18 protein-coding genes are annotated in these 23,539 nt (G+C 29.6%); 8 read left to right on the top strand and 10 right to left on the bottom strand.

All coding sequences use genetic code 11. From position 1 onward, the window contains the following. The 3 genes from ACMC9J_RS02710 to ACMC9J_RS02700 form a co-directional block, all read right to left on the bottom strand. Nucleotides 1–447 (bottom strand): hypothetical protein, encoded by a 447-nt coding sequence (locus ACMC9J_RS02710; protein ID WP_427003511.1) that lies wholly within the window; start codon nt 445–447, stop codon nt 1–3. A gap of 14 nt (nt 448–461) precedes the next feature. Beyond that, a complete protein-coding gene (locus tag ACMC9J_RS02705; RefSeq protein ID WP_427003510.1) occupies nt 462–944 on the bottom strand; it encodes a double zinc ribbon domain-containing protein in 483 nt (160 codons plus the stop codon). An 87-nt stretch (nt 945–1,031) separates the two neighbouring features. Continuing rightward, nucleotides 1,032–1,607: a hypothetical protein gene (locus ACMC9J_RS02700; protein WP_427003509.1), complete on the bottom strand. Its 576-nt coding sequence runs from the start codon at nt 1,605–1,607 to the stop codon at nt 1,032–1,034. A 501-nt stretch (nt 1,608–2,108) separates the two neighbouring features. On the opposite strand from ACMC9J_RS02700, the gene ACMC9J_RS02695 reads away from it, so the two are divergent. From ACMC9J_RS02695 to ACMC9J_RS02680, 4 genes are all read left to right on the top strand, one after another. Continuing rightward, nucleotides 2,109–2,528: a universal stress protein gene (locus ACMC9J_RS02695; protein WP_019264790.1), complete on the top strand. Its 420-nt coding sequence runs from the start codon at nt 2,109–2,111 to the stop codon at nt 2,526–2,528. 729 nt (nt 2,529–3,257) lie between these two features. After that, nucleotides 3,258–3,737, top strand: coding sequence for a hypothetical protein (locus tag ACMC9J_RS02690; RefSeq protein WP_019266633.1), 480 nt, complete (start codon nt 3,258–3,260; stop codon nt 3,735–3,737). Nucleotides 3,738–4,163: 426 nt separating this feature from the next. Further along, entirely contained in the window at nt 4,164–9,374 is a 5,211-nt protein-coding gene (locus ACMC9J_RS02685; RefSeq protein ID WP_427003508.1) for an Ig-like domain repeat protein, read from the top strand. 235 nt (nt 9,375–9,609) lie between these two features. Then, nucleotides 9,610–11,856: a hypothetical protein gene (locus tag ACMC9J_RS02680; protein WP_019266631.1), complete on the top strand. Its 2,247-nt coding sequence runs from the start codon at nt 9,610–9,612 to the stop codon at nt 11,854–11,856. Nucleotides 11,857–11,924: 68 nt separating this feature from the next. Here the strand turns inward: ACMC9J_RS02680 and ACMC9J_RS02675 are convergent, their stop codons facing one another. The 6 genes from ACMC9J_RS02675 to ACMC9J_RS02650 all read right to left on the bottom strand — a co-directional run bounded on the left by ACMC9J_RS02675 (nt 11,925) and on the right by ACMC9J_RS02650 (nt 18,242). Then, nucleotides 11,925–12,530 (bottom strand): orotate phosphoribosyltransferase-like protein, encoded by a 606-nt coding sequence (locus ACMC9J_RS02675; protein ID WP_019264785.1) that lies wholly within the window; start codon nt 12,528–12,530, stop codon nt 11,925–11,927. Between the two features lie 9 nt (nt 12,531–12,539). Continuing rightward, nucleotides 12,540–13,496 carry a Gfo/Idh/MocA family protein gene (locus ACMC9J_RS02670; RefSeq protein ID WP_019264784.1) on the bottom strand — a complete coding sequence of 319 codons (957 nt, stop codon included), beginning with the start codon at nt 13,494–13,496 and terminating at the stop codon, nt 12,540–12,542. A gap of 14 nt (nt 13,497–13,510) precedes the next feature. After that, nucleotides 13,511–14,380, bottom strand: coding sequence for a hydroxymethylbilane synthase (hemC, locus tag ACMC9J_RS02665; RefSeq protein ID WP_019266629.1), 870 nt, complete (start codon nt 14,378–14,380; stop codon nt 13,511–13,513). A 143-nt stretch (nt 14,381–14,523) separates the two neighbouring features. Beyond that, a complete protein-coding gene (cfbE, locus tag ACMC9J_RS02660) occupies nt 14,524–15,939 on the bottom strand; it encodes a coenzyme F430 synthase (protein WP_427003507.1) in 1,416 nt (471 codons plus the stop codon). Beyond that, nucleotides 15,939–17,777, bottom strand: a complete 1,839-nt coding sequence (locus ACMC9J_RS02655; RefSeq protein WP_427003506.1) for a bifunctional NADP phosphatase/NAD kinase — start codon at nt 17,775–17,777, stop codon at nt 15,939–15,941. The genes cfbE and ACMC9J_RS02655 overlap by 1 nt, the downstream gene beginning before the upstream one ends. A gap of 3 nt (nt 17,778–17,780) precedes the next feature. Beyond that, on the bottom strand, nt 17,781–18,242 hold the full coding sequence (locus tag ACMC9J_RS02650; RefSeq protein WP_250415833.1) for a pyruvoyl-dependent arginine decarboxylase: 462 nt from the start codon (nt 18,240–18,242) through the stop codon (nt 17,781–17,783). Between the two features lie 173 nt (nt 18,243–18,415). On the opposite strand from ACMC9J_RS02650, the gene ACMC9J_RS02645 reads away from it, so the two are divergent. The 4 genes from ACMC9J_RS02645 (at nt 18,416) to ade (ending at nt 22,822) form a co-directional block, all read left to right on the top strand. Continuing rightward, nucleotides 18,416–18,805, top strand: a complete 390-nt coding sequence (locus ACMC9J_RS02645) for a translation initiation factor IF-5A (RefSeq protein WP_004033052.1) — start codon at nt 18,416–18,418, stop codon at nt 18,803–18,805. A 27-nt stretch (nt 18,806–18,832) separates the two neighbouring features. Beyond that, nucleotides 18,833–19,708, top strand: a complete 876-nt coding sequence (speB, locus tag ACMC9J_RS02640; RefSeq protein ID WP_250415835.1) for an agmatinase — start codon at nt 18,833–18,835, stop codon at nt 19,706–19,708. Between the two features lie 174 nt (nt 19,709–19,882). Next, nucleotides 19,883–21,106, top strand: coding sequence for a TIGR00300 family protein (locus ACMC9J_RS02635; RefSeq protein ID WP_011954141.1), 1,224 nt, complete (start codon nt 19,883–19,885; stop codon nt 21,104–21,106). Next, nucleotides 21,107–22,822, top strand: coding sequence for an adenine deaminase (gene ade, locus ACMC9J_RS02630; RefSeq protein ID WP_427003505.1), 1,716 nt, complete (start codon nt 21,107–21,109; stop codon nt 22,820–22,822). Here ade and ACMC9J_RS02625 read toward each other — a convergent pair. Beyond that, the gene (locus tag ACMC9J_RS02625; protein ID WP_427003504.1) at nt 22,819–23,445 is read right to left on the bottom strand and encodes a DUF447 domain-containing protein; all 627 of its coding nucleotides are present in this window, start codon (nt 23,443–23,445) and stop codon (nt 22,819–22,821) included. The genes ade and ACMC9J_RS02625 overlap by 4 nt on opposite strands. Between the last annotated feature and the right edge of the window lie 94 nt (nt 23,446–23,539).

Below are 23,539 nucleotides of genomic sequence, written 5' to 3'. Positions count from 1 at the left end.
TTAAGAATTTGTTTTATTTTTTATTAACTCAAAATCTAATTTCATAAATCCATCTTCAATGGTTTTATAGATGGGAGATTCTTTGGTGATATTTTCAAGTTTTTCATTGTTTAACATATCTAAAAGATGTAATAGGACATGATCTGGATGTTGTTTTTCATATTCTTTTATTTCGCTATTTTCATATATTTTATTTAGTAATAATTCTATAATATTGGCAATATCAGTTTTTTCATTGTTGTATTCTTCTAAAGTTAATTCTTTAGGTGTCAATATACTTTTTAATAAGAAAACATTTTCCATATCATTTATATTATCTTTTGTATAAACTACATATCCTTGATTTTCAACATAAATTAAGGATAAATTTTTTTCTTCGTAGATATTTAATTCAACTTTTTTTAAGTCTTTTTGGGGAGATAGAAATGATAATTTTCTAATAATCATTACATCACCCAAATTTAGAGTCCGTCTAGTTTTTCTTTTAAGTTAAATGTATCTTCTGGTGTTTCACCACGATTAATAGCTTCAGCTGTTTTATATGCATCATACGCAGAGAAAAGAGCAATAATGATATATGTTATATATCCAAAGAAGTAAATTAATATTATTGATATAAAATAGCCTCCAATAAATAATAAAGCTCCTTTTCGAGGTTGTCCATTGTAAAATTGTCCTATACCAAATATAATTAATGAGAGTATTCCTGCGATAAACGGACTTTTTTGTTCTTGTTGTGTGACATTTGATTGGCTTTTAGCACCACATTTTGGACATGCATTTGCTGTTTTACTTATTTCTGCACCACATTTTGGACAGAATTTTGTATCTTTTTGTTCAACGGTTGCTGTTTCTGTTTTCTTTTTTGGAAGTTTGGATCCGCAATTTTTACAAATTTCTTCGTTGTCTTGGGATTCACTTCCACAGACGGGACATTTTGTCATTTTTTTATTCTCCTTTAATTTTTAATTTTACTATTTTTGATTAATATATGTTGATATTAGCATGATAATAACATATTATTTAAAATTTTAATTTATAGTTATATCGCTGTCTAAATGGCCAATTACACGGTTATCTTCTGTTGTTGTGTTAACAACAATATCTCCTTTGATATGTGTTATTTTGTATGGTGCATTTGGATCGTTATCTACACGGTTTGCATCATAATGAGAAACTGGACTTTTGTAAGTAAATAAATAATCATAATCTTTATTAAGACTATTTAATGTATCAAAATAACTATTGTCTAAATCAGATGAATCATAAGTAAATGCATCATTTTTTAATTGGACTTTTGTTCCATTGTCATATTGAATTTCTATATTTTGCAATTCCATTGATCTTATATGTTCTATATTTTCTTTAGGTATTAATTCAATTGTGATTTTAATACCATGTGCTTCGCTTTTTTTTTGGATATGTGACACTGTTGCTTTTGCATCTACATTTTTAACTTCAATAGCATCACCAAATGGGAAATTACCGATAATGTTAAAATTTATATTATTTTCGCTAGAATCTTCGTTAGCAAAAGCAAATCCACAAGTTATTATTAAAATTATGGTTGTAACAACTCCAAGATATATAAAAAACTTCATTTTCATGCTATCATCTTTTGCAATGTTTTTTAGATTTTCTTATCTGATTATATTGAGGATAGTTGATTTATCATGTTTTAAAACAATCCTCTTTTTTCATTTTGTTAAACATAATTAATATATATTGCTATTATCATGCTAATAGTGAAAGTTACTATTTCATTAGTTTTTTTAGTTTACTATTCTTTTTTTAATTATTTCTTTGAAAAATGGGTTAGTATATGGTTTACATTAAAAAAATTTGGATTATAACAACAGAAATGTAATTAAACTTTTTTTAATAAAAATTTCATTACAGCATTGTTTTTTATCTGTTTGATTGACTAAATTTTATTTTTCCAGCTTTTAATTTGTGATATTGTACAAATTTGGGGTTTTATTATTTATTATAATAAATTACTTCTATAGCTAAAAATTATTTTCATAATATTTATTAAATAGTTAAATTATATTTTTATCTATATTTTGAATATGTTGAACTAAACATTTTTCATGAGGTGAAAAATTATGTATAAAAAAATTTTAGTTCCTACTGATGGATCAGAAGCTGCGGAAAAAGAAGTCGAAAAAGTTGGAGATTTACTTGCTGAAGGTGGTGAAATCATCATTTTATCAGTTGCATCTGAATTAACTCCACACCAATTCCAAAGTAAAGATGATATTGATAAATTAAATCAGTCTTTCTTAGATGAAGCCCAATTTAATGTTGATAAAATGAAAGCTAAATTTGATCCAAATCTTAATATTACAACTAAAGTTCTTGTTGGTTTTCCTGCAGAAACTATTGTTGGAGTTGCAGAAGATGAAGATGTTGAATTAATAGCTATTGCATCATCTGGTAAAGGTAGAGTTACAAAATTCTTTATTGGAAGTGTGGCTGAAAAGGTTATTCACTCTTTTAAAAAAGATGTTTTATTAGTACATTAAGTAGCTATTTTCATAGCTGTTTTATTTTTTTTAATGAGTTAAGTGACGGATTATAGTTTTTAACCGGATTAAACTTAACTCTTTTAATTATTTTAATTTAGCTTTTATTTCCTAGGATTAAATAAAAAAGCTATTGTTTTTAGATAATGTTAATCCTGCTGAAAATTGTTCTGTTTCTTTTTTTAATAAATTTTCTAATTAAAATGTTTTTGGCAATGATTTAATTTAAAAAATTATAATGGTTGTTTAATGGGGTCTGTCAGGTATGGAGAGATTATTTTTGAAAAGTAATGATGATATTTGGCATTGCTTAAATGAGGGTGTTTTTTGGGGGATTATGTAAAACTTGATTATTGGATTTTATTGAAAAATTTTAGGTATTTGGTTGAATCATGTGAATAAGTTATATTTTTAGTTTATGTAGAATGTCTTAAAACATATTTATTTAATAATTGGGGGCATAGTAAACTATAATCTATATTTTATTTTTAATTTTAGTTTATTTTTAGCAGGTTTTTATAAACATTTATTTATTTTGTTAATTTATAATGTTTGTAAATTTATTTTTTTCCATTTTTGCTTTAATAATGTTTACTGGATTTGAATTGTTTATATTTTTATTGAAATATTTTATACAAATTTAAATAGTATTATTTTTAAATTATTAACTATAGATTACTTTTTTTTGAAAGTGAGCTATATCTTATTAATTTGGAGAAATAGATTTAAATGAAATTAAATTCAAAAATATTGGTTACATTACTTTTTTGTGTTGTAGCTGCAGTTACTATAGGCATAGTAGCTGCTGAAGATGTCACGTTACCTGATGGAGCAACTTATGTAGTTCCTGATGGATTTGAAGTTCAAACTGATGATGATGGAAATACTGCTTTAGTTAAAGATAATCTTGCAATTATTGTTTTAGCTAGTGATGCTAAAAGTCCGGAAGATGCAAAAAAAACTCTTGAATCAAAAGGTTATACCTTTAAAAGTCAAAAAGATGTTTCCGGATTTGGTGATATAAAAGTATTTGAGCAATCTTATGATAAAGATGGAATGCCTATATATGGATATGTTTGTGAAGTAAATAATATCCAATATATTGTTTGTGCTGCAAATACTCCTTCTGATTGGGATGTTTCTGATAATAGTAATCCTGTAAACATTTTAATCAAGTCTATTGATACAAGTAATGTTCAAACTGAATAGATCATTACTTATTTTTTTCTTTTTTTATAAAACACTATTTGGCTGCTGTAGAATAGAAATTGTGAATTTTTATTTCTGTCAGTTGAAAATATATCAAAACTATTTTTTAACAAGCAATATAAACAAATTGGAGTATGTTAAAATCAGTATCTAAAAAGATTATAGCTTGAAATTGGAAAATAATTAGTTAAAATCAGGTAAAATAATAAGCTTAATCTTAAACATGATTTTTATCGTTAATTTTATATAATTTTTATACTAAATCTTTAATTGTATTCTTTAATATATTGATATAATGAATATAATGTTTAGTTAATGGTAATTTTTTTAGATGTTTGTTTATTTTTTGATAATTTTAATTATCGTTAATCAATTATATTTTATAAAATATAAAATAAATTATGATTCAATGGAGGTTTGAAAAGATTGAAACATGGTAGATTGTTAATTGTTATGTTAATGTTAATCTTATGTAGTATGCTAAGTTTTGCCAGTGTTAGTGCTACAGATTTAACTAATGAAACAATTGGGAATTTGCAGGATAATCCTGTAATTGATGATAATAATCTGATTATTGGTGAGAATAATAATCCAATAATTAGTGAAGAAAATAATGGCAATTCTCTTTATGTTAGTGTAAAAGGCAGTAGTTATGCTGATGCTACTTCTTGGAGCAGTGCTACTAATTCATTAGATTGGGCTATGTTTTTAGCTAAGGATAATACTACTATTTACATTGATAATGGAACATATAAGGGTTCAGATAATTCAAAAATTAAGATAGATAAGTCTGTAAATATTGTAGGTTCTACTAACACGGTATTTGATGGATTGAATAAAAACTATTTTTTCACGATTTCTGATGGTGTAACTGTTAGCATTAGCAATATAACTTTTATTAATGCATTTAAAAAGCTTGATTATCTTCAGGATAAAAAAAGCATATATGGTGCAGTATTGGACGTTAAAAAAGCAACAGTTTTTATTAACAATTGTACATTTAACAATAATCGTATGGGGCATATAGAATCTACAGGTAAGTCAAATTATGGTGGAGCCATTAGTAATCTAGGTAATATGACTATTATTAATTCCAGATTTTCTGGCAATTCAATGACTTCTGATGCACCGAATTATGCTCATGGAAGTGATGTTTATAATAATGGTTCTTTAAAAATATTTGATTCTACATTTAAAGGTTCACATATTGGAGATTTTGGATTTGGTGGGTCAATTTCTAATGATGGTAATTTAACATTAACTAGGGTTGTAATGTCTGATAGTAGAACTGATCAACAAGTTAAAGGAGCAGTTCTTTATAATTCTGGAAATTGTACTATGGTAAATTCCACTATTAAAGATTCTTTTGTAACTAGAGCTTTATTTAATACTCTTTTTGGCGTTGTTTATAATGAAGGTAATTTAAAAGCTATTGGGTGTATTTTTACAAATAATGGTGGAGTAAAAGACAGCTCTATTCCGGTTTATAAAGGTACTGTCAATATTTACAATGTCGGGGAAATAGATATAAGTTACTCTGCATTTTTAAATAACAAAGCATTACCTGAAAGTTATTCTGATTTCTTTGCAGATGGTGGTAAAAACATTTATTTGGATAATAATTGGTGGGGATCTAATGAAAAGCCAGTTAATAAGTCTAATGTTAATAAAGTGGAGTCATGGTTAATGTTAGTTGGATCTCCCGAATATAGTGCTCTTGATATAAATGGATCAACTGATATTTCAGCTATTTGGAAATCCAGTAGTGGAAAACCTATTAATATTAATTTATTCCCTGTTTTTGATGTTTCATTTAATACTTGGGTTAATGGAACTCCACAAACAATAACAAAAACACTATTTGGTGGAAGTGCTACTATTAACTATAATTGGACTCAAAAGAAAGGAAGCTATGATGTTTCAATTAGTTTAGGGGATTTTACTCAGAAAGTATTGGTTGATGTAGGTAAACTTGTATCAAATATGACTGTAAGTGTTAATGATATTTATTATACTGAAAATCTTGTTGTTAATGTAACTGTAAGTGGTATAGGTTCACTTCTGCCTGGAGGAAATGTTTCAATTATCATTGGTGGAAAAACATACACTGAAAGATTAGTTAATGGTAAATCAACTTTTAACATACCTAATTTGCTTGCCGGAAACCATACATTAAATATTGCTTATATGGGGGATAATGAATATTTTAGATCATTTGCTTATAAAAATATCACTGTAAATAAATGTCCTATTTATTTGAACCTTTCAATTCCTGAAATTAAAGTTGGAGAAATAGCAAAAATGAATATACATGCATCTCCTAAAGAAATTCAAATTATGGCATATTTAAGTATTAATGGTAAACGTGTACAGATGATTGTCATAAATAAGGAAAATACTTCAGTTACAATTAAAAATTATGGTGGGGCTGGAGTGTATAACATTACAGTTGAAACATGGGGTGGTGAACTTGATGAGCAACTTTACGAAATGACTTCAGCCAGTGCATTATTGAAAGTAAATAAATATGAAACAAATTTAACTGTTAATGCTAGTGATGTTAAGGTAGGTGAAAATGTAACAATAACTATTAAAATAAGTCCTGAAGATGTTAGGGGGGAAGCAATACTTGTTATAAATGGTGTTGAAAGTAAAATATTTTTAAAAGATGAAATAACTAATGTAACATTACATGATCTGGCTGGCGGAAAATATAATGTGACTGTTATTTATCCGGGAGATAATAAATATGCTAATTCAACTGCATCAACTTCATTTTTCGTTTTAAAGGAAAGTTGTAATTTAACTGTTGATGTTGTTCAAAATGATAATCTTACAGGTATTGTTAATATAAAAACAAATCCTAAAAATTGTACTGGACTTATTGGAGTTTATGTAAACAATGTATTTTATCAAGCAAAATTAGTTAATGGAATAGCTAATATTTCTGTTAACTTTACAAAAGGAACTAATTACATTTATGTATACTATCCTGGAAATGACTATTATGATGAAGCATCATGGAATACAACGATAAATATAACTGATAAATGTATTTTAACTGGTGAAGATATTATAATGGTTGAAGGGGATGGATCTAAATACACAGTTAAAGTAACTGACTTGGAGGGCAATCCATTTACTTATGTGGTTGTTGTAATTGAAGTTAATGGTGAAAAATACAATGTAATTACAAATAATGTCGGTAAAGCTTCACTTCCTCTTAATTTAACTTCTGGAAATTACACAATATCTGCTACCTATGACTATACAAAAATATACAATAATATTACAGTTAAACCTCTTGATTTTAATTTGACTGTAGATAACATTGAATATGGTGAAAATGCAGTTATTAAGGCTAATTTCAATGCTTTAATTAATGGAACTATCACATTTATAATTAAAAATCATTTAAATAAAACTGTTGAGGTAATCTCTGGAAATGCTAGTTATAGCTTTGGTGGATTAAAATTAGGCACTTATACTGTAGAAGCTATATATAATTCTAAACTATCAAAAACAACTTCATTTACAGTATCTAAAACTACTCCAAACTTAAATGTGGATATTAAGGATGTTCTTGCAGGACAAGATGAAGTAATCACATTAACTCTTCCAAATGATGCAACAGGTGAAGTTACATTTATTGTAGATGGAATAAAATATACAAAAACACTTAATAATGGAATAGCTACAGTTACAATCTCTGATTTATCTTTAGGAAATCATAGTTTAAAAGTGATATATTCTGGAGACAATAATTACAACAACAATACTGCGGACATAACATTCAGTATTAAGAATTCACTTTCAAAAACTGTCATTGAGGTAAATAACACTGTTTATGGTGAAAATATAACTGTAATGGCTAGTGTAACTTCTGGAGCAACTGGTAATGTTACTTTCATCATTGGAAATTTAACTAAAACAGTTGAAATTATAAATGGTAAAGCAGTAGCTACTTTCAATAAATTAAATGCTGGAACTTATAGTGTTAAAGCAGATTATTTGGGAAATTCTGTTTATTCAAAGTCATCTGATGAAAAATCATTTAATATAAATAAAGCTAGTTCCCATATTGAAATTGTCACCAGTGAAATATTATTTGATAAAAATATTAGGATTTGGGCTGTTGTAAATGATGATGCAACCGGTAATGTTACTTTTAGAATATTGGGATTATATTCACCAAGAAATAAAACTATTATAGGCGGTAATGCATCATGGTATATCTCACCTTTAGACAGCGGTTCATATGTAGTTGTAGCTACTTATAATGGGGATAATAACTATTTAAGTTCAAATACAAGTAAGGTTATTTCATTAAACCAAACCACAAGTATTTTAAAAGTAACTGTTGAAGTAGGTGAAGATGACATTGTATTTAGTGCAACTCTTAAAACAGAAGATAATCAACTAATTACAGGTAATGTAACTTTGGAAGTTAACAATGAATTTTATAAAATTGTTGTAGTTAATGGAACTGGTATGAGAAGTATTGATAAGCTTCCGGAGGGCAGGTACACATATTCTGCAACATATAAAGGAACTGATAAAATTTCCAGAGCTATAGATAGTGGTGTTTTTGAGGTTAAAGCTGTTGAGTATAATGTTATTTTAAATGCTCCTGATGTTAAAATGATTTATCATGATGGTACAAGATTTATAGCTACTTTAACTGATAAACAGGGAAATCCTATAAGAGATGCTGCAATTGAAATAACAATTAACGGGAAAACCTATACTAAAACAACAGATGAAAAAGGTGTTGTAAGTTTAGGGCTGAGCTTGGACAGCGGAATATATTCTGTTGTTGTTAAATTTAAAGGATTATTAAACTATACTCCGATAACCAAGCAGGCGAAAGTTACTATTGAACCGACAGTTAAAGGATTGGATGTTGTTAAAATGTTTAGAAACAATACTCAATACTATGCCATATTTACTGATTCACAGGGTAATCCTCTTAAAAACAAAGATGTTCAGTTTAATATCAATGGTGTCTTTTACACTAAAACTACTAATGATAAGGGAATAGCTATGATGAGTATTAACTTAAATCCCGGTAAATATGTTATAACGGCAATCAATATGGTTACTGGTGAGCAGTCAGGTAATAATATTACTGTAAAATCACTGATTGTTCAAAATGATTTAACAAAATACTATTTGAATGCTTCCAGATTCCAGACAACCATCTACAACAAGGACGGATCTTTAGCTGTAAATAAGGAAGTAACATTTAACATCAATGGTGTTTTCTACACTAAAAAAACTGATAACAATGGTGTTGCAAGCTTAGGAATTTCTTTAAGACCTGGAGAATACATTATAACCACGATGGTCGATGGATTAAGTATAGGGAACAAAGTCAATGTATTGCCGACATTAATTACTAAAAATTTAGACATGAAATACCTGGACGGAAGCAACTTCACTGCACAAACATTAGATGGTCAAGGCAATCCATTAGCTAACCAAAATGTTTCATTTAATGTAAACGGAGTATTTTACCATAAACTCACAGACAATAACGGTATTGCCAAATTAGGAATCAGACTGATGGCTGGTGAATACATTATAACTTCCTACTGGAATGATTTCCAAACAGGGAATACTATAAAAATATCTTAAAAAAAGAGGTTATTTAATTAATCTCTTTTTGAATTTTTTTTAGATAAATATATAAACTATTTTTTACATATACTTAATTGTCTTTTAGTTTGAACTTTAAATAAGTTTTTTTTAATCTTATGAGATGGCTTATTTTAGTTTTAAAAGATTTTATTAAAACTAAAAGGAGGTGAAAAAGATTAAATTAAGTCGAAAAATAATTATTACGTCTTTGTTAATGTTATTTTTCGTGATTATGGGATGCGTTTCTGCAAATGATTTATCAACATTAAGTGAAAATACTACTGTAACTAATATGACTGTTGGTGATGCACCGGATATTCCAGATGTGCCGGATATTCCAGATATTCCTGTTACTCCTGATGATCCGGAAACTGGTGATAATAATTCAGATGTGGTTAATTTGACTATATTTAACATTGATGAGTATTTTGTTAATGGTACTTTAGGAGTTGAGCATTCTAATACTAAATTTGTATTAACTCAAAACTTTGATAATTTAGGTCTTTTAAAAATTAAAGCAAATAATGTAACTGTTGTAGGTAATAATTTTACCTTGACAAATATTGCATTTTTGATTAATGGTAAAGATGTTACATTAACTAATTTCACATTAATTAATGAATTTGATTTTAAAGATGCTGACGGTGCTTCAATTCTTACATTGGCTGATAATACTTGTATACGTAATTGTGTTATAAATTATACTGTTCCTCGCGATACTGAAGGTTATGGTATTTCTGCAGTTGGAAGAAGAATCGCTCCAATTAGTGGTTTACAAGTTATTAACTGTACAATTAATTTTGAAGGTCATAATTATAAGACAAATACCTATTGTTATGCTTTAAAATTAAGTAATTGTCCTAATGCATTAATTGCAAATAATAGCATTTATACTCAACTTCCATTGAGGGATGTTAATTTTGGTGCAGTTGGAGCTACTTTAGACTCTGATTTTGTAGCAAGTGTAGGTATTGAGTATAGTAATAATTTAACATTTATTGGGAATATTGTTGCAAGTATTGTTAATAAAAGACCAGGAAGTTCTTTTCCTACATTAGATGGCATAATCATTGCTGATTCAAATAATTGTCTTATTAAAAATAACACTTTGTATATGGAAGATTTCGTAACTTTCCCAGGTCTTAATAATTATCTTTATGGTATTGATGTATGGCGTGTAAATAGTTTGACATTAGATTCTAATAATATAGCTATTTTAACAACTGGTGGGATGTTAGCTGCTGGTACTGCATACCCTATACAAATTACTGGACCTTCTAAGAGAATTAATATAACTAATAATGATTTATATTCAGTATCTAATGGGCCAAATATAGGAATTTATTCACAAAATTATTATGGTGATACTCAGTTGTATATTGCAAATAATAAGATTAATATTACTGGATTGGCAGGTAATCATAGTTGGGCACTTGTTGCAGGTATAGAAGCTCAAGATTCTAATGATACTATTGTTAATAATACAATTGAAGTTCATAGTGTTGCAGAAGTTAAGGATAATGATAATATTTACGGTATCAGTTATTCTCAATCAACTAAAGGTAACCATACTTTTATAATTAAAAATAATACAGTTACTAGTGAAGCAAAATATGCAATTTCGCTAATAAGTGCTGTAAATTCGGTTATTGTTGATAATTTATTAATATCTACTAGAAAAGATGCGAAAGCTAGTTATGATGCATTCAATACGAAAGGTGAATTTTATAATACCTCCTATTATAATAATCGTGTAGTTAATGCATTTGATTATTATGCGGAAATTTACAATCATGTTGATGGTGGTTTTGAATTTAATTATACGAGCCCTACTAATGTGAACAATTTGACAAATAAAGTTGATGGTTCAAAAATAAAACCATGGTTCCCTAGTTTCCCTAATAGGAATCCTTTACTTCCTAAACCTGGTGATGGAAGTAGTGTTATTGTAACCCCTGATGAGGATACTGATAAAGAAACTTCAAATATTCCGGACAGACCTGATGGTGATTCTGGTTATACAGATGTTCCTGATTTGTCCGGTGATGATGGCAATTCAAAAAATCCTTCTAATGGTACTAGTAGTACAGATAAAGATTCTAACAAATTAGGTTTAAGCTTGCTTAATGCTTTGATTAATTTCCTGACTTCAAATACAGATAGTGGAGATTCAAGATCTAACTCATATAGTGGTACTGTACGTACAAATACAAGTACTTCATCTAGTGATAGTCCAAGTCTTGAAGGAAATCCATCTCCAGCAAGTAGCACTAAATCCTCTTCTGGATCAAATGCAAAAAGTACTGGAAGTTCTGTAGGTGAAGACAACGGACAATCTTCAAACAAAAAAGCATATGAGATTGATAAGAATATAATAAAGGATAATTCAAATACTATTGTCGCTTCTATTATATTGATTATAATTGTTGCATTCTTAATATTTGTTGGATATAAACGCAGAAAATTAAACGAAGAATAATTTAAAATTTAAATAGTCTTTTTGACTATTCTTTTTCTTTTTTTATAAAAAATAGTAAAAATGTAGGTTTATAATCTACCTACTTTAATTAAAGATTCAATAGGAACTTCTTCAATTTCAGAAAGTCCTGATTTATCAATTAGTACAGTAACAGCTATTGGTTCTCCACCATGATCTTTTACTGCATGAATAACTTCTTTTACAGTTTTACCACTAGTTATAACATCATCAACAATTACAACTTTTTTACCTTCAACAGATCCGAAGTTTGTACTTATAGCTCCTTCACCGTCATCTTTTTCTTTTCTGTGTTTGTGTGGGTGGTATACTGCAAGTGAGGTTTCAACTTCACTCATATCTTCTAAAAAGTCAGCCATCATAGTTGCAAATGGCACTCCGCTAACAGCTATTCCAAGTATTACTTCAGCTTCTCCATGGGATAATGCCATGTCACTTAAAGCTCCTGAAACATATCTTAAACGAGTTGAATTTCCACCTAAGCTTTTCCAATTTATAAAAAAGTCAACAGGAGCTTCTGGTTTTTCTTCAGCAGGTTTTTGAAGAGTTAACCATCTGGCTGTATCCATACTCACATTAAGTTCGTCAGCTATCTCTCCAGTTGTAAAACCATGTTGTCTAAGCTCTTGAGCTTTTTTAATTAATTTTTCTTTCATCAAAACCACCTATTCAAGTTCATTAAAGCTAATAGGCCTATGTTCTTTTGAGGATTTAGTAGCAGCTATTACCATTTTAAGTGCTTTAAGACCATCTTCACCAGTAATTTCCGGTTCAGTTTCATTAACAACTGAAGTTAAAAATGATCTTAATTCTTCTTTCAATGGTTCTTCATGTTTAATATCAATATCTTGAGCAAATTTACCATATACGTCAATACTTTGTTCGATATAGTCTACTGAAATGATTCCGTCAGTTCCAGTAATTTCAATTTGTCTCCTTTTGTATGGAGTTAACCAGTTTACTTCGAGAATTCCTGTAGATTCATTTTTAAAGTTAATCATGATTTCTGCATGGTCTTCAAATTCACATTTTTCTAAGATACTATTCATAGTACCGTAAACTTGAATGACCTCTTCATCAAATAAATAATTCATTACATCTAAATCATGAATAGCTAAATCGATAGTTACTCCAACATCTTTTATTCTTGGAGGGAATGGGCCTACTCTTTTTGCAGATGCAGATACAATATCTCCAATAACATCATTGTCAATGAGTTCTTTAGCTTTTTGAACAGCTGGATTGAATCTTTCCACATGTCCAGTTGCTAAAATAACTCCAGCTTCTTTTGCAGCAGAAATCATGTCTTCTGCTTCTTTTAGGGTAAAAGCTATTGGTTTTTCAACTAATACATGTTTTCCATATTTAATAGCTTCCATTACAACATCATGGTGGAAGGTAGTTGGAACACATACACTAACTACTTCTATTTCAGGATCTTTGAGTAAGTCTTCATAATCAGTGAAACCTTTTGCATCATATTTTTTAGCTACTTTATTTAATGTTCTTTCACTTACATCACTAACAGCAACTAAATTAGCTTCTTCTAATTTATAATATACACGTGCATGGTTGTATCCCATTGCACCTACTCCAATAACTCCTACATTAACTGTTCTCAATTTTATTCCTCCAATTAAACATAATCCTTAAAAATTTTTCCTATTTTTGTACCAAATTGGATGGCATCTCTTATTGATCCTTTTTCACTATGTTCTTTTAGAACTTCTCCTTCTTTGGTTAATAGGATTGAGTATATACAAAATTGTTTGTCTTTCATTTGTGCTATAGCACCAATTGGCCATTGACAACCTACACCTAGTTCTTCAAGCACTTGTTTTTCAGCAAGCACTTCTTGCCTGGACTGATAGTCATTTAATTTAGAAATAATTTCTTTTTTATCAGAATCTTTTCTAGTTATAATAGCTAGTGCTCCTTGACCTGCAGCAGGAGTGATATAATCTAGAGGAAACACTGTTTTTATGTGCTGTGTAAGATTTAATCTTATTAATCCTGCCTGAGCCATAATTGTTGCATCTAAATCACTATCATTAACTTTACTGATTCTGGTTTCAATATTACCTCTAATTGGTTTAAGTTCGAAGTTTTTATTGTGGTAATTACAAAAAGCTTCTCTTCTAAGGCTACTAGTTCCAAGTTTGGACTTGGGACCTAGTTCATTCCAGTTTTTATTAGAGATTAATACTTCATTTGGAGCTACACGTTTTGGAACTGCAACTATTTCAAGTTCTTCATCTAATTCAGTTGGCAAATCTTTAAAACTATGTACAGCAAAATCTATTTCTTCTTCAAGTAATGCTTTATCAAGTTCTTTAGTAAAAAGACCTTTTGCATCCATGTTGTATAATTGAGAATTAGTTATTTTGTCGCCTTTTGTTTTAATTATGTTAACATCAATGTTTTCATGAGTAATTGATGCTAAATCTTTACAAACTTGATTAGTTTGTGCAAGTGCTAATTGACTTCCTCTTGTTCCAACATTCAAAATATAATCTCCAATTTAAAAGTATTATTTCTAATTTAATAATAAATTTTAACTTATAACTATCATTAAATTACAAATTATAATATTTAGCTAATATTTATTAAATGTTTCAATTTTATGTAAAACTAATGTTACATTTTTTACTATCTTTTATTAAGTTTTCTATAATCTGAGCGATAAATTAAAAGCAAGTTTTTATTATTGTGTATAGCTTGTTTATAAACATCATGGAAGTTTTTTGAATATTCTACTTTTTTATTCATTTTTTTTAAAATTCCTTCACCTACTTCTCCGGTTAAAATGATATTGTAATCAAGAGTGTTTAAATAGGCGCTGACTTTAGATTCATCAATTTCTTCACAGGTTATTCCGTAATCTCCACCAATGGCAATGTAATAGTCATCTAAATTATTTATCATGTTTATAGACTCTTCAATAGCTTTTGTATTGATTCCTGGATTTATTTCTTCTATGATTGTTGAATTTTCAATGATTTTTTTATTGGTTCTTCCTTTAATTCCTTTATAATTAGCTAATCCTTTAATAATTTTTTCTTTTGGAATATTTAAAGATAAACAAGTTGTAATAACTCCTAAAACATTTTGCACATGGTGTTTTCCAGGAGCAAATGTTTCAATCTGAAATTCTCCAGAGATTACTTCATTATTGGTGGTTATTATATTGTTATAACTTACATTAATCTTTGTTTTATCTAAATCATATTCTATGTCTTTAATCGTTACATCGGCATAGTTTTTTAGGGAAAATGTATTTATCTTTTTATGGTTGATGTTTTTGTAAAATTTATCTAATGTTTCTTTTTGGATAGCTACGATGCTGCAATTAAATATTTGACTTTTAGCTGCACTGGCAGTTCTTTTATTTTTAGCTATTGGATAATTTTCAACGATATTTGTTAAAAGACCTACATCTCCAATTCCGCTGACTCCGAGAGAACTTTCAAAAATAGCACAGCCATATTTTTTAAGATTTTGGCTATCACATTTACCTGCAGCTATTTCACATATTGGGTTGGCTATTTTATATGCAAGGTCAATTGTTTCTTTAATATTTGCAGGAGTAATTGATATATTCTGTTTTAATGTTTTTTTCACTCCGTTTTCATATAATAATGCACCTAAGCTGGATAAAATTAGAGGGTTTTTATCAATTAAAATTTCTTTAAGCATAAAAACACAGCTGGTTTTTCCTTTAACTCCTGTAACTTCAATTTTGGGAATATCATTGCCCCAGTTTTTCAGAAGTTCTTTAATTATTTCGTGATGGGTTAAAAAAGTATAATTTAGGGAAGGATTATACTTTTCAATATCTCTTTTAGTTAAAGGCAAATGAACAGGATAGATTACTCTTAAATTTCCATTTAGGTTATTTAAATAGTCCAAATCTATGACTTTAACATTATAAACCTCTAGCATTTTTTTATCAACACTTTTCAAAGTGTTGTAAATGTCGTAGGCATAGACTGTTTCGTCTTTTTTTGCAAGGCTGACGGCTATTTTTACTCCGCCATGTGTCATGTCAATTACGAGGCTGTTCATTAGTTGTTGATGCCTCCTTCATTTAACTTGTCTTTAACTTTTTTATAGAAGCATTTATTTGAGTTTCTTATGAAGTAAACATGTTTGTCTGATTTTTTGAATCTGATTTCTTCCTGGTATTCTGCTTCTTCATTTATTTGACCGTCCATTACAAATACTGCAGTTTTACCTTTTTTAAGTAATTTGACAATAATTTCACTTTCATCAGATACAATAAATGGCCTTACTCCTAGTTTATATGGGCAAATTGGGATAATGATAAATCCCCCAACATTCGGATCAACAATTGGACCTCCTGCAGACATGGAATATGCTGTAGATCCGCTTGGAGTTGATATGATGAGACCGTCAGCTCTGAATTCTTCAATAATTTCTCCATCTACCTGTACCTGGAAGTGAAGCATTTTTGAAGGTTCGTCAGTCATTACAACAACTTCATTCAGTGCAGAATAATGATGGTTTTCATGTGAAACAACTAATTTTGTTCTTTTTTCCAGGTAATATTCTCCTTTTAAGATTTTTTTAAGTGAATCAAATGTTTCATTAACTTCAATTTCAGTTAAAAATCCAACAGTACCCATATTGATTCCGAATATTGGTATTTCTTCAGTCATTTTAGTTTGTGTTCTTAAAAGTGTTCCGTCTCCGCCGAGAATAATTGCCATATCACTTTTAAAGTCTTGTATGGTTCGTGAGAGCAATTTAAATTCAATATTAAAGTTTAAATTTTTTAACTGGTCCTTTAACTCAGGATGTTCTTTTATAGTTGTGTTAATTATATTTTTCAAATTAGGGTCTTTTTTAAGCTTTTCAAGTTTTCTGGCCAATGATCTTTCAATAACTACATCAATACCGTTATTTAAAAGATAATCTATAATTTTTACAGAGAATAATATTGCATGATATTCATCTACACGGCTCACTACTCCAACTTCTCCGATAACATCACTTTCATTGTCATTTAAGATATCGATTATCTGTTTGTGGAGTATATTGTTATTTGCTGCAACAACAATTGTTCTTTCATAGATACTTAATTTATTGTCCAGCTTTTCACCGTATTTGTCGGTAATAATTCCCCCGGCTTCTTCAACAATCAATTTAGATGCTGCAATGTCTATTATTCTGCTGCCTCTCAAATCAAGAAATGCATCATATCTTCCACTGGCCACATATGAAAGTTCTAAAACAACAGAACCTAAAACACGCATACGTCTTGCATTATCAACTAATTTGGAAGCGGCTTTGGTTCCACTTTTAGTAAAACCTCCGAGGGACATGTCACTGATGTTTACAATTTTGGAAGGGTGTACTTCTTCATTATTTAACCAGCATCCTTTTCCTTTTTCAGCTTCAAAGAAATTACCGTTTCCAAAGTTGCTGATAAAACCTAGTTCAACATCATTTAATGTAGCTAATCTGCCATCAGGAACATTTGCAACTGCTATTGAAATTCCATAAGCAGGTATTTCTTTAATTGCATTGCTTGTACCGTCAATCGGATCTATTAAGAAGATGAATTTAGGTTTTTGCTCCGGAGTTAAATCAGTTCTTCTAAGTTCCTGAGTTATAACAACACTTTCTTTTTTTCCATGTCCAACTTTCAGCTCTCCAATTTCTTCACTGATGATATAGGAGTTTATGGGAGCGTTTTTTAAAATGTTAATTACCTGATCTTCAGCTATAACATCAATATATGATGTTGGAGTGCCGTCAGCCCCCATTTTAACTTTTTCTCCAGATTCAGGTTTTCCAACATATGGTCTAATAGCTCTGCCTACCTCTTTTATAATCTCGTAACAAAGATCTGTAGCTATTTTTTTATCTTTTGCATCCATATTTTATCCCTCAATTATTTCATCATTTAAATAAACAACTGAAGCTACAACTGAAGCTATATTTTCAACAGTTGTGCTGGCTGACTCAATTATAATCTCTTTAATTTCCACTCCACGTTTTTCCATCATGTAATTTACCATAAAGTTAGCTTCTTCGATTAAATCATCTTTGTCTTTGTTTGTTCCAGTTGTTTCAACTACACAGCCTAATTTTTCCCCAATAGCTACTGCAACAACTGCAGTTATTGTATCTCCAGGTTTACTTGAGGTAACTGAAGAAAGCACACAATTAACCATAGCTCCGGCTTTGAGTTTTGGCAATTTTTTAACTCTGGTATTTTTTCCAAGCATACTTGATACTTTAATTAAATTGACATCTCCTATTCCGGCATCAGTTAATGCATTGTCAAATGCATTTAACCTTGTCGGACCCTCATCTTTTCCTGATACAATAGCTATTTTCATTTTCATCACTTTGTTTTAAATTTGTAATTTCTATTTAATATTTATTATTGAAGTCCTACTTGTTAAAACGAATAATTTATATAAAATGTTGGATAGAATTATTATTAATCTAAAATAATTCTTATTATAGATTACTTATTTAAATCTATTTTTTAATTTATGGAGGAAAATTAATGTCAACAAAAGTTGTAGAGATTAAAACATTAAAAGTTGGTAAATATATCGTATTAGGTGGGGAAGCATCTAAAATCACAAGTTTAACTACTTCATCCCCTGGTAAACATGGTGCTGCTAAAGCTAGATTAGAAGCTGTAGGTATTTTCGATAACCAAAAAAGAAGTATTGTAAAACCTGTAGATACTAAAGTAGATATTCCAATTATCGATAAAAGGGTTGGTCAGGTATTATCTATCCAAGGTAACAATGTTCAATTAATGGATATGGAAAATTACGACACTTTAGATTTACCTATGCCTGAAGAATTAAAAGATCAAATTACTGAAGGTATTGAAGTAGATTACATCGTAGCTTTAGGAAATATGAAAATTATGAGAACTAAATAATTTTATTTAGTTCTTTTTTGATTTATTATGCTTTTAAACACATATGAGCCATGGAAATTTGCTTTTTCCCAGGAAGAAATTGATTTTAACAACCTTGAAGAAGGTGCTTGGGGAATAATTGGTGTTCCGTTTGACAGTACGACATCTTATCATCCGGGTTCACGTTTTGGACCTATAGTAGTTAGAGAAGCTTCCTATGGGTTTGAAAAATATAATACTATTTTTAATACACAATTGGACAATATTTTTTACGATTTCGGAGACGTAAATGTTGTTTTTGGAAACTGTAAAAAAACATGTGACATAATTGAAGATACTGTTAACGAACTGTCTGATTTAAAAATCAAACCATTGACTATTGGGGGAGAACATAGTTTAACTATTGGTGTTCTTAATTCATTAACTGAAAAATATGATGATTTGACTGTTGTCCATTTAGATGCTCATAGGGATCTGGCAGATACTTTTATTGGAGAGGAATATTCTCATGCCAGTGTTATGAAAAGGGTTCATGAAATGAGCATTAAGGAATTGATTCAGATAGGTATCAGGTCAGCTTCAAAGGAAGAGGAGAATTTTGTTGAAAATCACTCTAACATTATGACATTTAAAAGTAATGAAGTATTCAGTCATCTTGATAATATAGAATATTATTTAAGTGCTGTGGACACTCCAATTTATCTCTCTATCGATATGGATGTTTTTGACCCGTCTGTTGCTCCAACTGTTGGCAATCCAACTCCCGGTGGAATATTATATGATCATATAGAAGCAATACTCAAAACTTTATCTTTAAAAAATGTTGTTGGTATGGATGTTGTTGAAACAGCTGGTGACAGATTAGGGGATATTACTGCAGTTCTGGCTTCAAAAATAATTTATGATTTTTTATCATTATTGTGATAACTTGTTTTTATTTTTAATCTGATTTGACTTTTATTATTTTATTCATCATCCTTTTTTAGAATTTTTAGTTGATTATCTGCTTTTTTTATAAAAAATTAATATGGAATTATTTAAATATTAGCTTAAAGTAAAATTAAAATATTAATAATTAATTAATTAGGAGCAAAAATTATGAATAGTAGAACAATTGAACTTTCTGGTCATGTTATTGATTCATTAACTTTACCAAAAGCTCTGGATATTATCATGGATAAAGGTGGAGATTTTGATTTCTTAGAATTTGATGTAGGTAAAAGAAAAACTGATACTAGTAAGGTTAAGATGGCTGTTTATGCAGAGTCTATCGACCTTTTAAATTCTATTTTAGATGAATTGTCAGTATTAGGTGCATCAATATCTGAATTAAAAGAGGTTGAATTAGTTGCATCTTCAAAAGATAAAGTTGCTCCGGAAGGTTTTTATTCTACTTCAAATCATACAACTCATATTCTCTATAAAGGTAATTGGATTGTTGTTGAAAACATTGAGATGGATTGTTTAATCTGTGTTGATGAAAAGAATTCTCGTGCATCAGTTAAACCGATAGCAGAGATTAAGGCAGGAGACATGATTGTTGTTGGTCGTGACGGAATAAAAGTTACACCACCTCAAAGGTCCAGAGAAAAAAGCGGAACTTTTGAATTTATGAACAGTGATGTTTCTTCTGAAAAACCATTGATGAATTTAATCAGGGGAATTGCAAAGGAAATTAAAGAAATCAAAAGTAAAGGCGGTAAAATAGCTATTGTTGGGGGTCCGGCTATTGTACATACAGGATCAGGCAAATATCTGGCGGCTTTAATTAGGGAAGGATATATTGATTCTCTTCTTGCAGGTAATGCACTGGCTACTCACGATATTGAAAGCAATATTTTTGGAACTTCCCTTGGTATTGAAGTGGAAACAGGAGAAATTATAGCTCATGGACATACTCATCATATGAGGGCCATTAATAAAATTAACCGTTCAGGATCAATTAAACAGGCTGTTGAAGACGGCACATTAACTGGCGGAATCATGTATGAATGTATTAAAAAGGATATTCCGTATGTTTTGGCAGGTTCTATTCGTGATGACGGTCCTCTGCCTGATGTAATAACTGACACTGCCGAGTCACAAAAATTAATGCGTAAACAGGCTCAGGAAGTGGATATGGTAATTATGATAGCTACCATGTTGCATTCAATAGCTATGGGTAATTTACTTCCTTCAAAAGTTAAAAGTATCTGTGTAGATATTAATCCGGCTACTGTTACCAAATTATCTGACAGGGGAAGTGCTCAGGTAGTTAGTATTGTAACAGATATAGGTACATTTTTACCTCTTTTATATGAATCCCTACATGAAAGTGATTAGATGCAATTCAGTGCATATATGTTAGATGTTATAACTGATTCAATTTATCCTGCACGTATTTCAGTTGAAGACGGATTTTTTAAAGAGATACTTCCTATTGTCATTAATGATGACAGTGAATTGGATATTCAGGGGATTATTCTTCCGGGATTTATTGATTCCCATATCCATATTGAAAGTACAATGCTTACTCCTGCACAGTTTGCAAAACTGGCTGTAAGGTTCGGTACTACTTCAGTTGTTTGTGATCCTCATGAAATAGCTAATGTTGCAGGTACTGACGGGATAGATTTCATGATTGAAAATTCAAAATCTGTTCCTTTTAATTTTTATTTTTCAATTCCTTCCTGTGTTCCTGCAACCTGTTTTGAAACATCAGGAGCTATTTTGGACAGCGAAACTATAGGAGAACTTCTTAAAAAAGATGAAGCTGTTGCACTTGGTGAAATGATGAATTTTCCAGGTGTGATAAATGGGGATGAGGAAGTTTTGGCCAAACTGGAAAAGGCAAAAGAACTTGGAAAACCTATAGACGGTCATGGGCCTCTGCTTTCTGGAAAAGATTTGGATAAATATATTGGCGAACATATCTCTACTGACCATGAATGCAGCAATTTTGCAGAAGCTATTGAGAAAAAAGAAAAAGGTATGAAAATAATGGTTCGTGAAGGGTCTTCTGCTAAAAATATGGAAGCTCTTTTTGATTTTAGCGACAGATTAGAATACTGGAAAAATCACGAAAGTTTTGGAAAAATGCCCAATGAAGTTCTGGAAAAAAGAATACATCTGCCTATTTTTGATTTTATCGTAAGTGATGATAAGCACACCACTGACTTAATTAAAGGTCATTTAAATGAATCCATTAAAAAAGCCATTGATTTGGAAGTCAGCCCTATAAGTGCAATTGAAATGGTTACAGTTAATCCGTCAACACATTATAATTTAAACACAGGAGCTATTGTAAAAGGAATGCAGGCAGATTATGTTATTGTAGATAATTTAAATGATTTTAATATTTTAAAAACATATGTTGCCGGAGAATGTGTTTTTGACGGTAAAGATGTTTTATTTGATGTAGCTGAAATAGAGTTCAAAAATACTTTTGATGTTTCCAAAAAGAAATCTGAAGATTTTGAAATTTCCTGTGATAAGTCATCAGTTGATGTTAATGTAATCAGATGTTTCAACGGGGAATTAATCACTGAAGCTGAAAGTGCAACATTAAAAACTAAAAATGGTTTTATTGAAGCTGATTTGGATGAAGATATTTTAAAAATAGCTGTTGTTGAGCGTTATGGCGGAAATTCAATAGCTAATGGATTTATAACTGGATTTAATCTTAAAAAAGGTGCAATTGCTTCTTCTGTAGCTCATGATTCTCATAATATTGTAGTGGTGGGAACAAATACTAAGGACATGGCAAAAGCAGTTAACTGTTTGATAGATAATGAAGGCGGTTTTGCTATTGTTGACGGTGATTTTGAAGATTCTTTGGCATTGCCTATTGCAGGTTTAATGACTAATGAAGACAGCTATGAAGTAGCTGAAAAATTAGAGAATTTGCAAAAAACAGCTGCTGATTTCGGGTGCAAACTGGATTCTCCGTTTATGACCATGTCATTTATGGCGCTTTTAGTAATTCCAGCTATCAAAATATCTGATAAAGGTTTATTTGACTGTATAAACTTTGAATTTATTGATGTAATTAAAAATTAGGGGGAATACCCTTTTTTTATTAATTCTTTTTTTATTTCATGGATTGCTTTTTGTTCTTCTTTTGATCCGACTTTATTGATTACTCTTTTTGCTTCCCTAAATCTTCCAAGATAATATTCTTTTTGTTCATCATCAACCATGTCTATTCTTGTAAAATTAACTAAAGTTTCTATAAGCAGCCCCATGGCACGGTTGATAGCTTTTATATTTTTATTAATTACAAGTGATGTAACTTTGGCTTTTATAACAATAGCTTCAGAGTCACTTTTAATCGGATCGCTTCTTTTAACAGCTTCTATTAAGTCAGTAACTTCACATTTAAAATAGCTTTCAATATTTTTAATGGAATTGTTTTCATCAAAATAATTTTCTGGAAGGTTATCAATTGTTGAAAGAGTGAAAAGTTGTGGATTTTCAGTAATATTTACAGTAAATTCCTTTTGAGAAATAATGTTTTCTAAAGTGGTGCTTCCTTTGAATATGCGACAGATTACACTATCTTTGCCGGTACAGATAACTCCAATTGGGGCGGCATTTCTTTTGCCCTTAAGGCTTATTGTGGTTATTATTGTTTCGTATTGTCTTCCTTTTTCCATTCCAACTGAAGATAAATTTATTTCCATATTTATAAGTTTAATAATATTTACTTAATTAAAGTATCGATTTTTAAAAAACATTTTTATATGTTAATAAACAATATTATAAGTATTATATATT

Source organism: Methanobrevibacter intestini, assembly GCF_047402955.1.
Lineage (GTDB): Archaea > Methanobacteriota > Methanobacteria > Methanobacteriales > Methanobacteriaceae > Methanocatella > Methanocatella intestini.
This window is presented reverse-complemented; position numbering and strand designations above follow the sequence as displayed.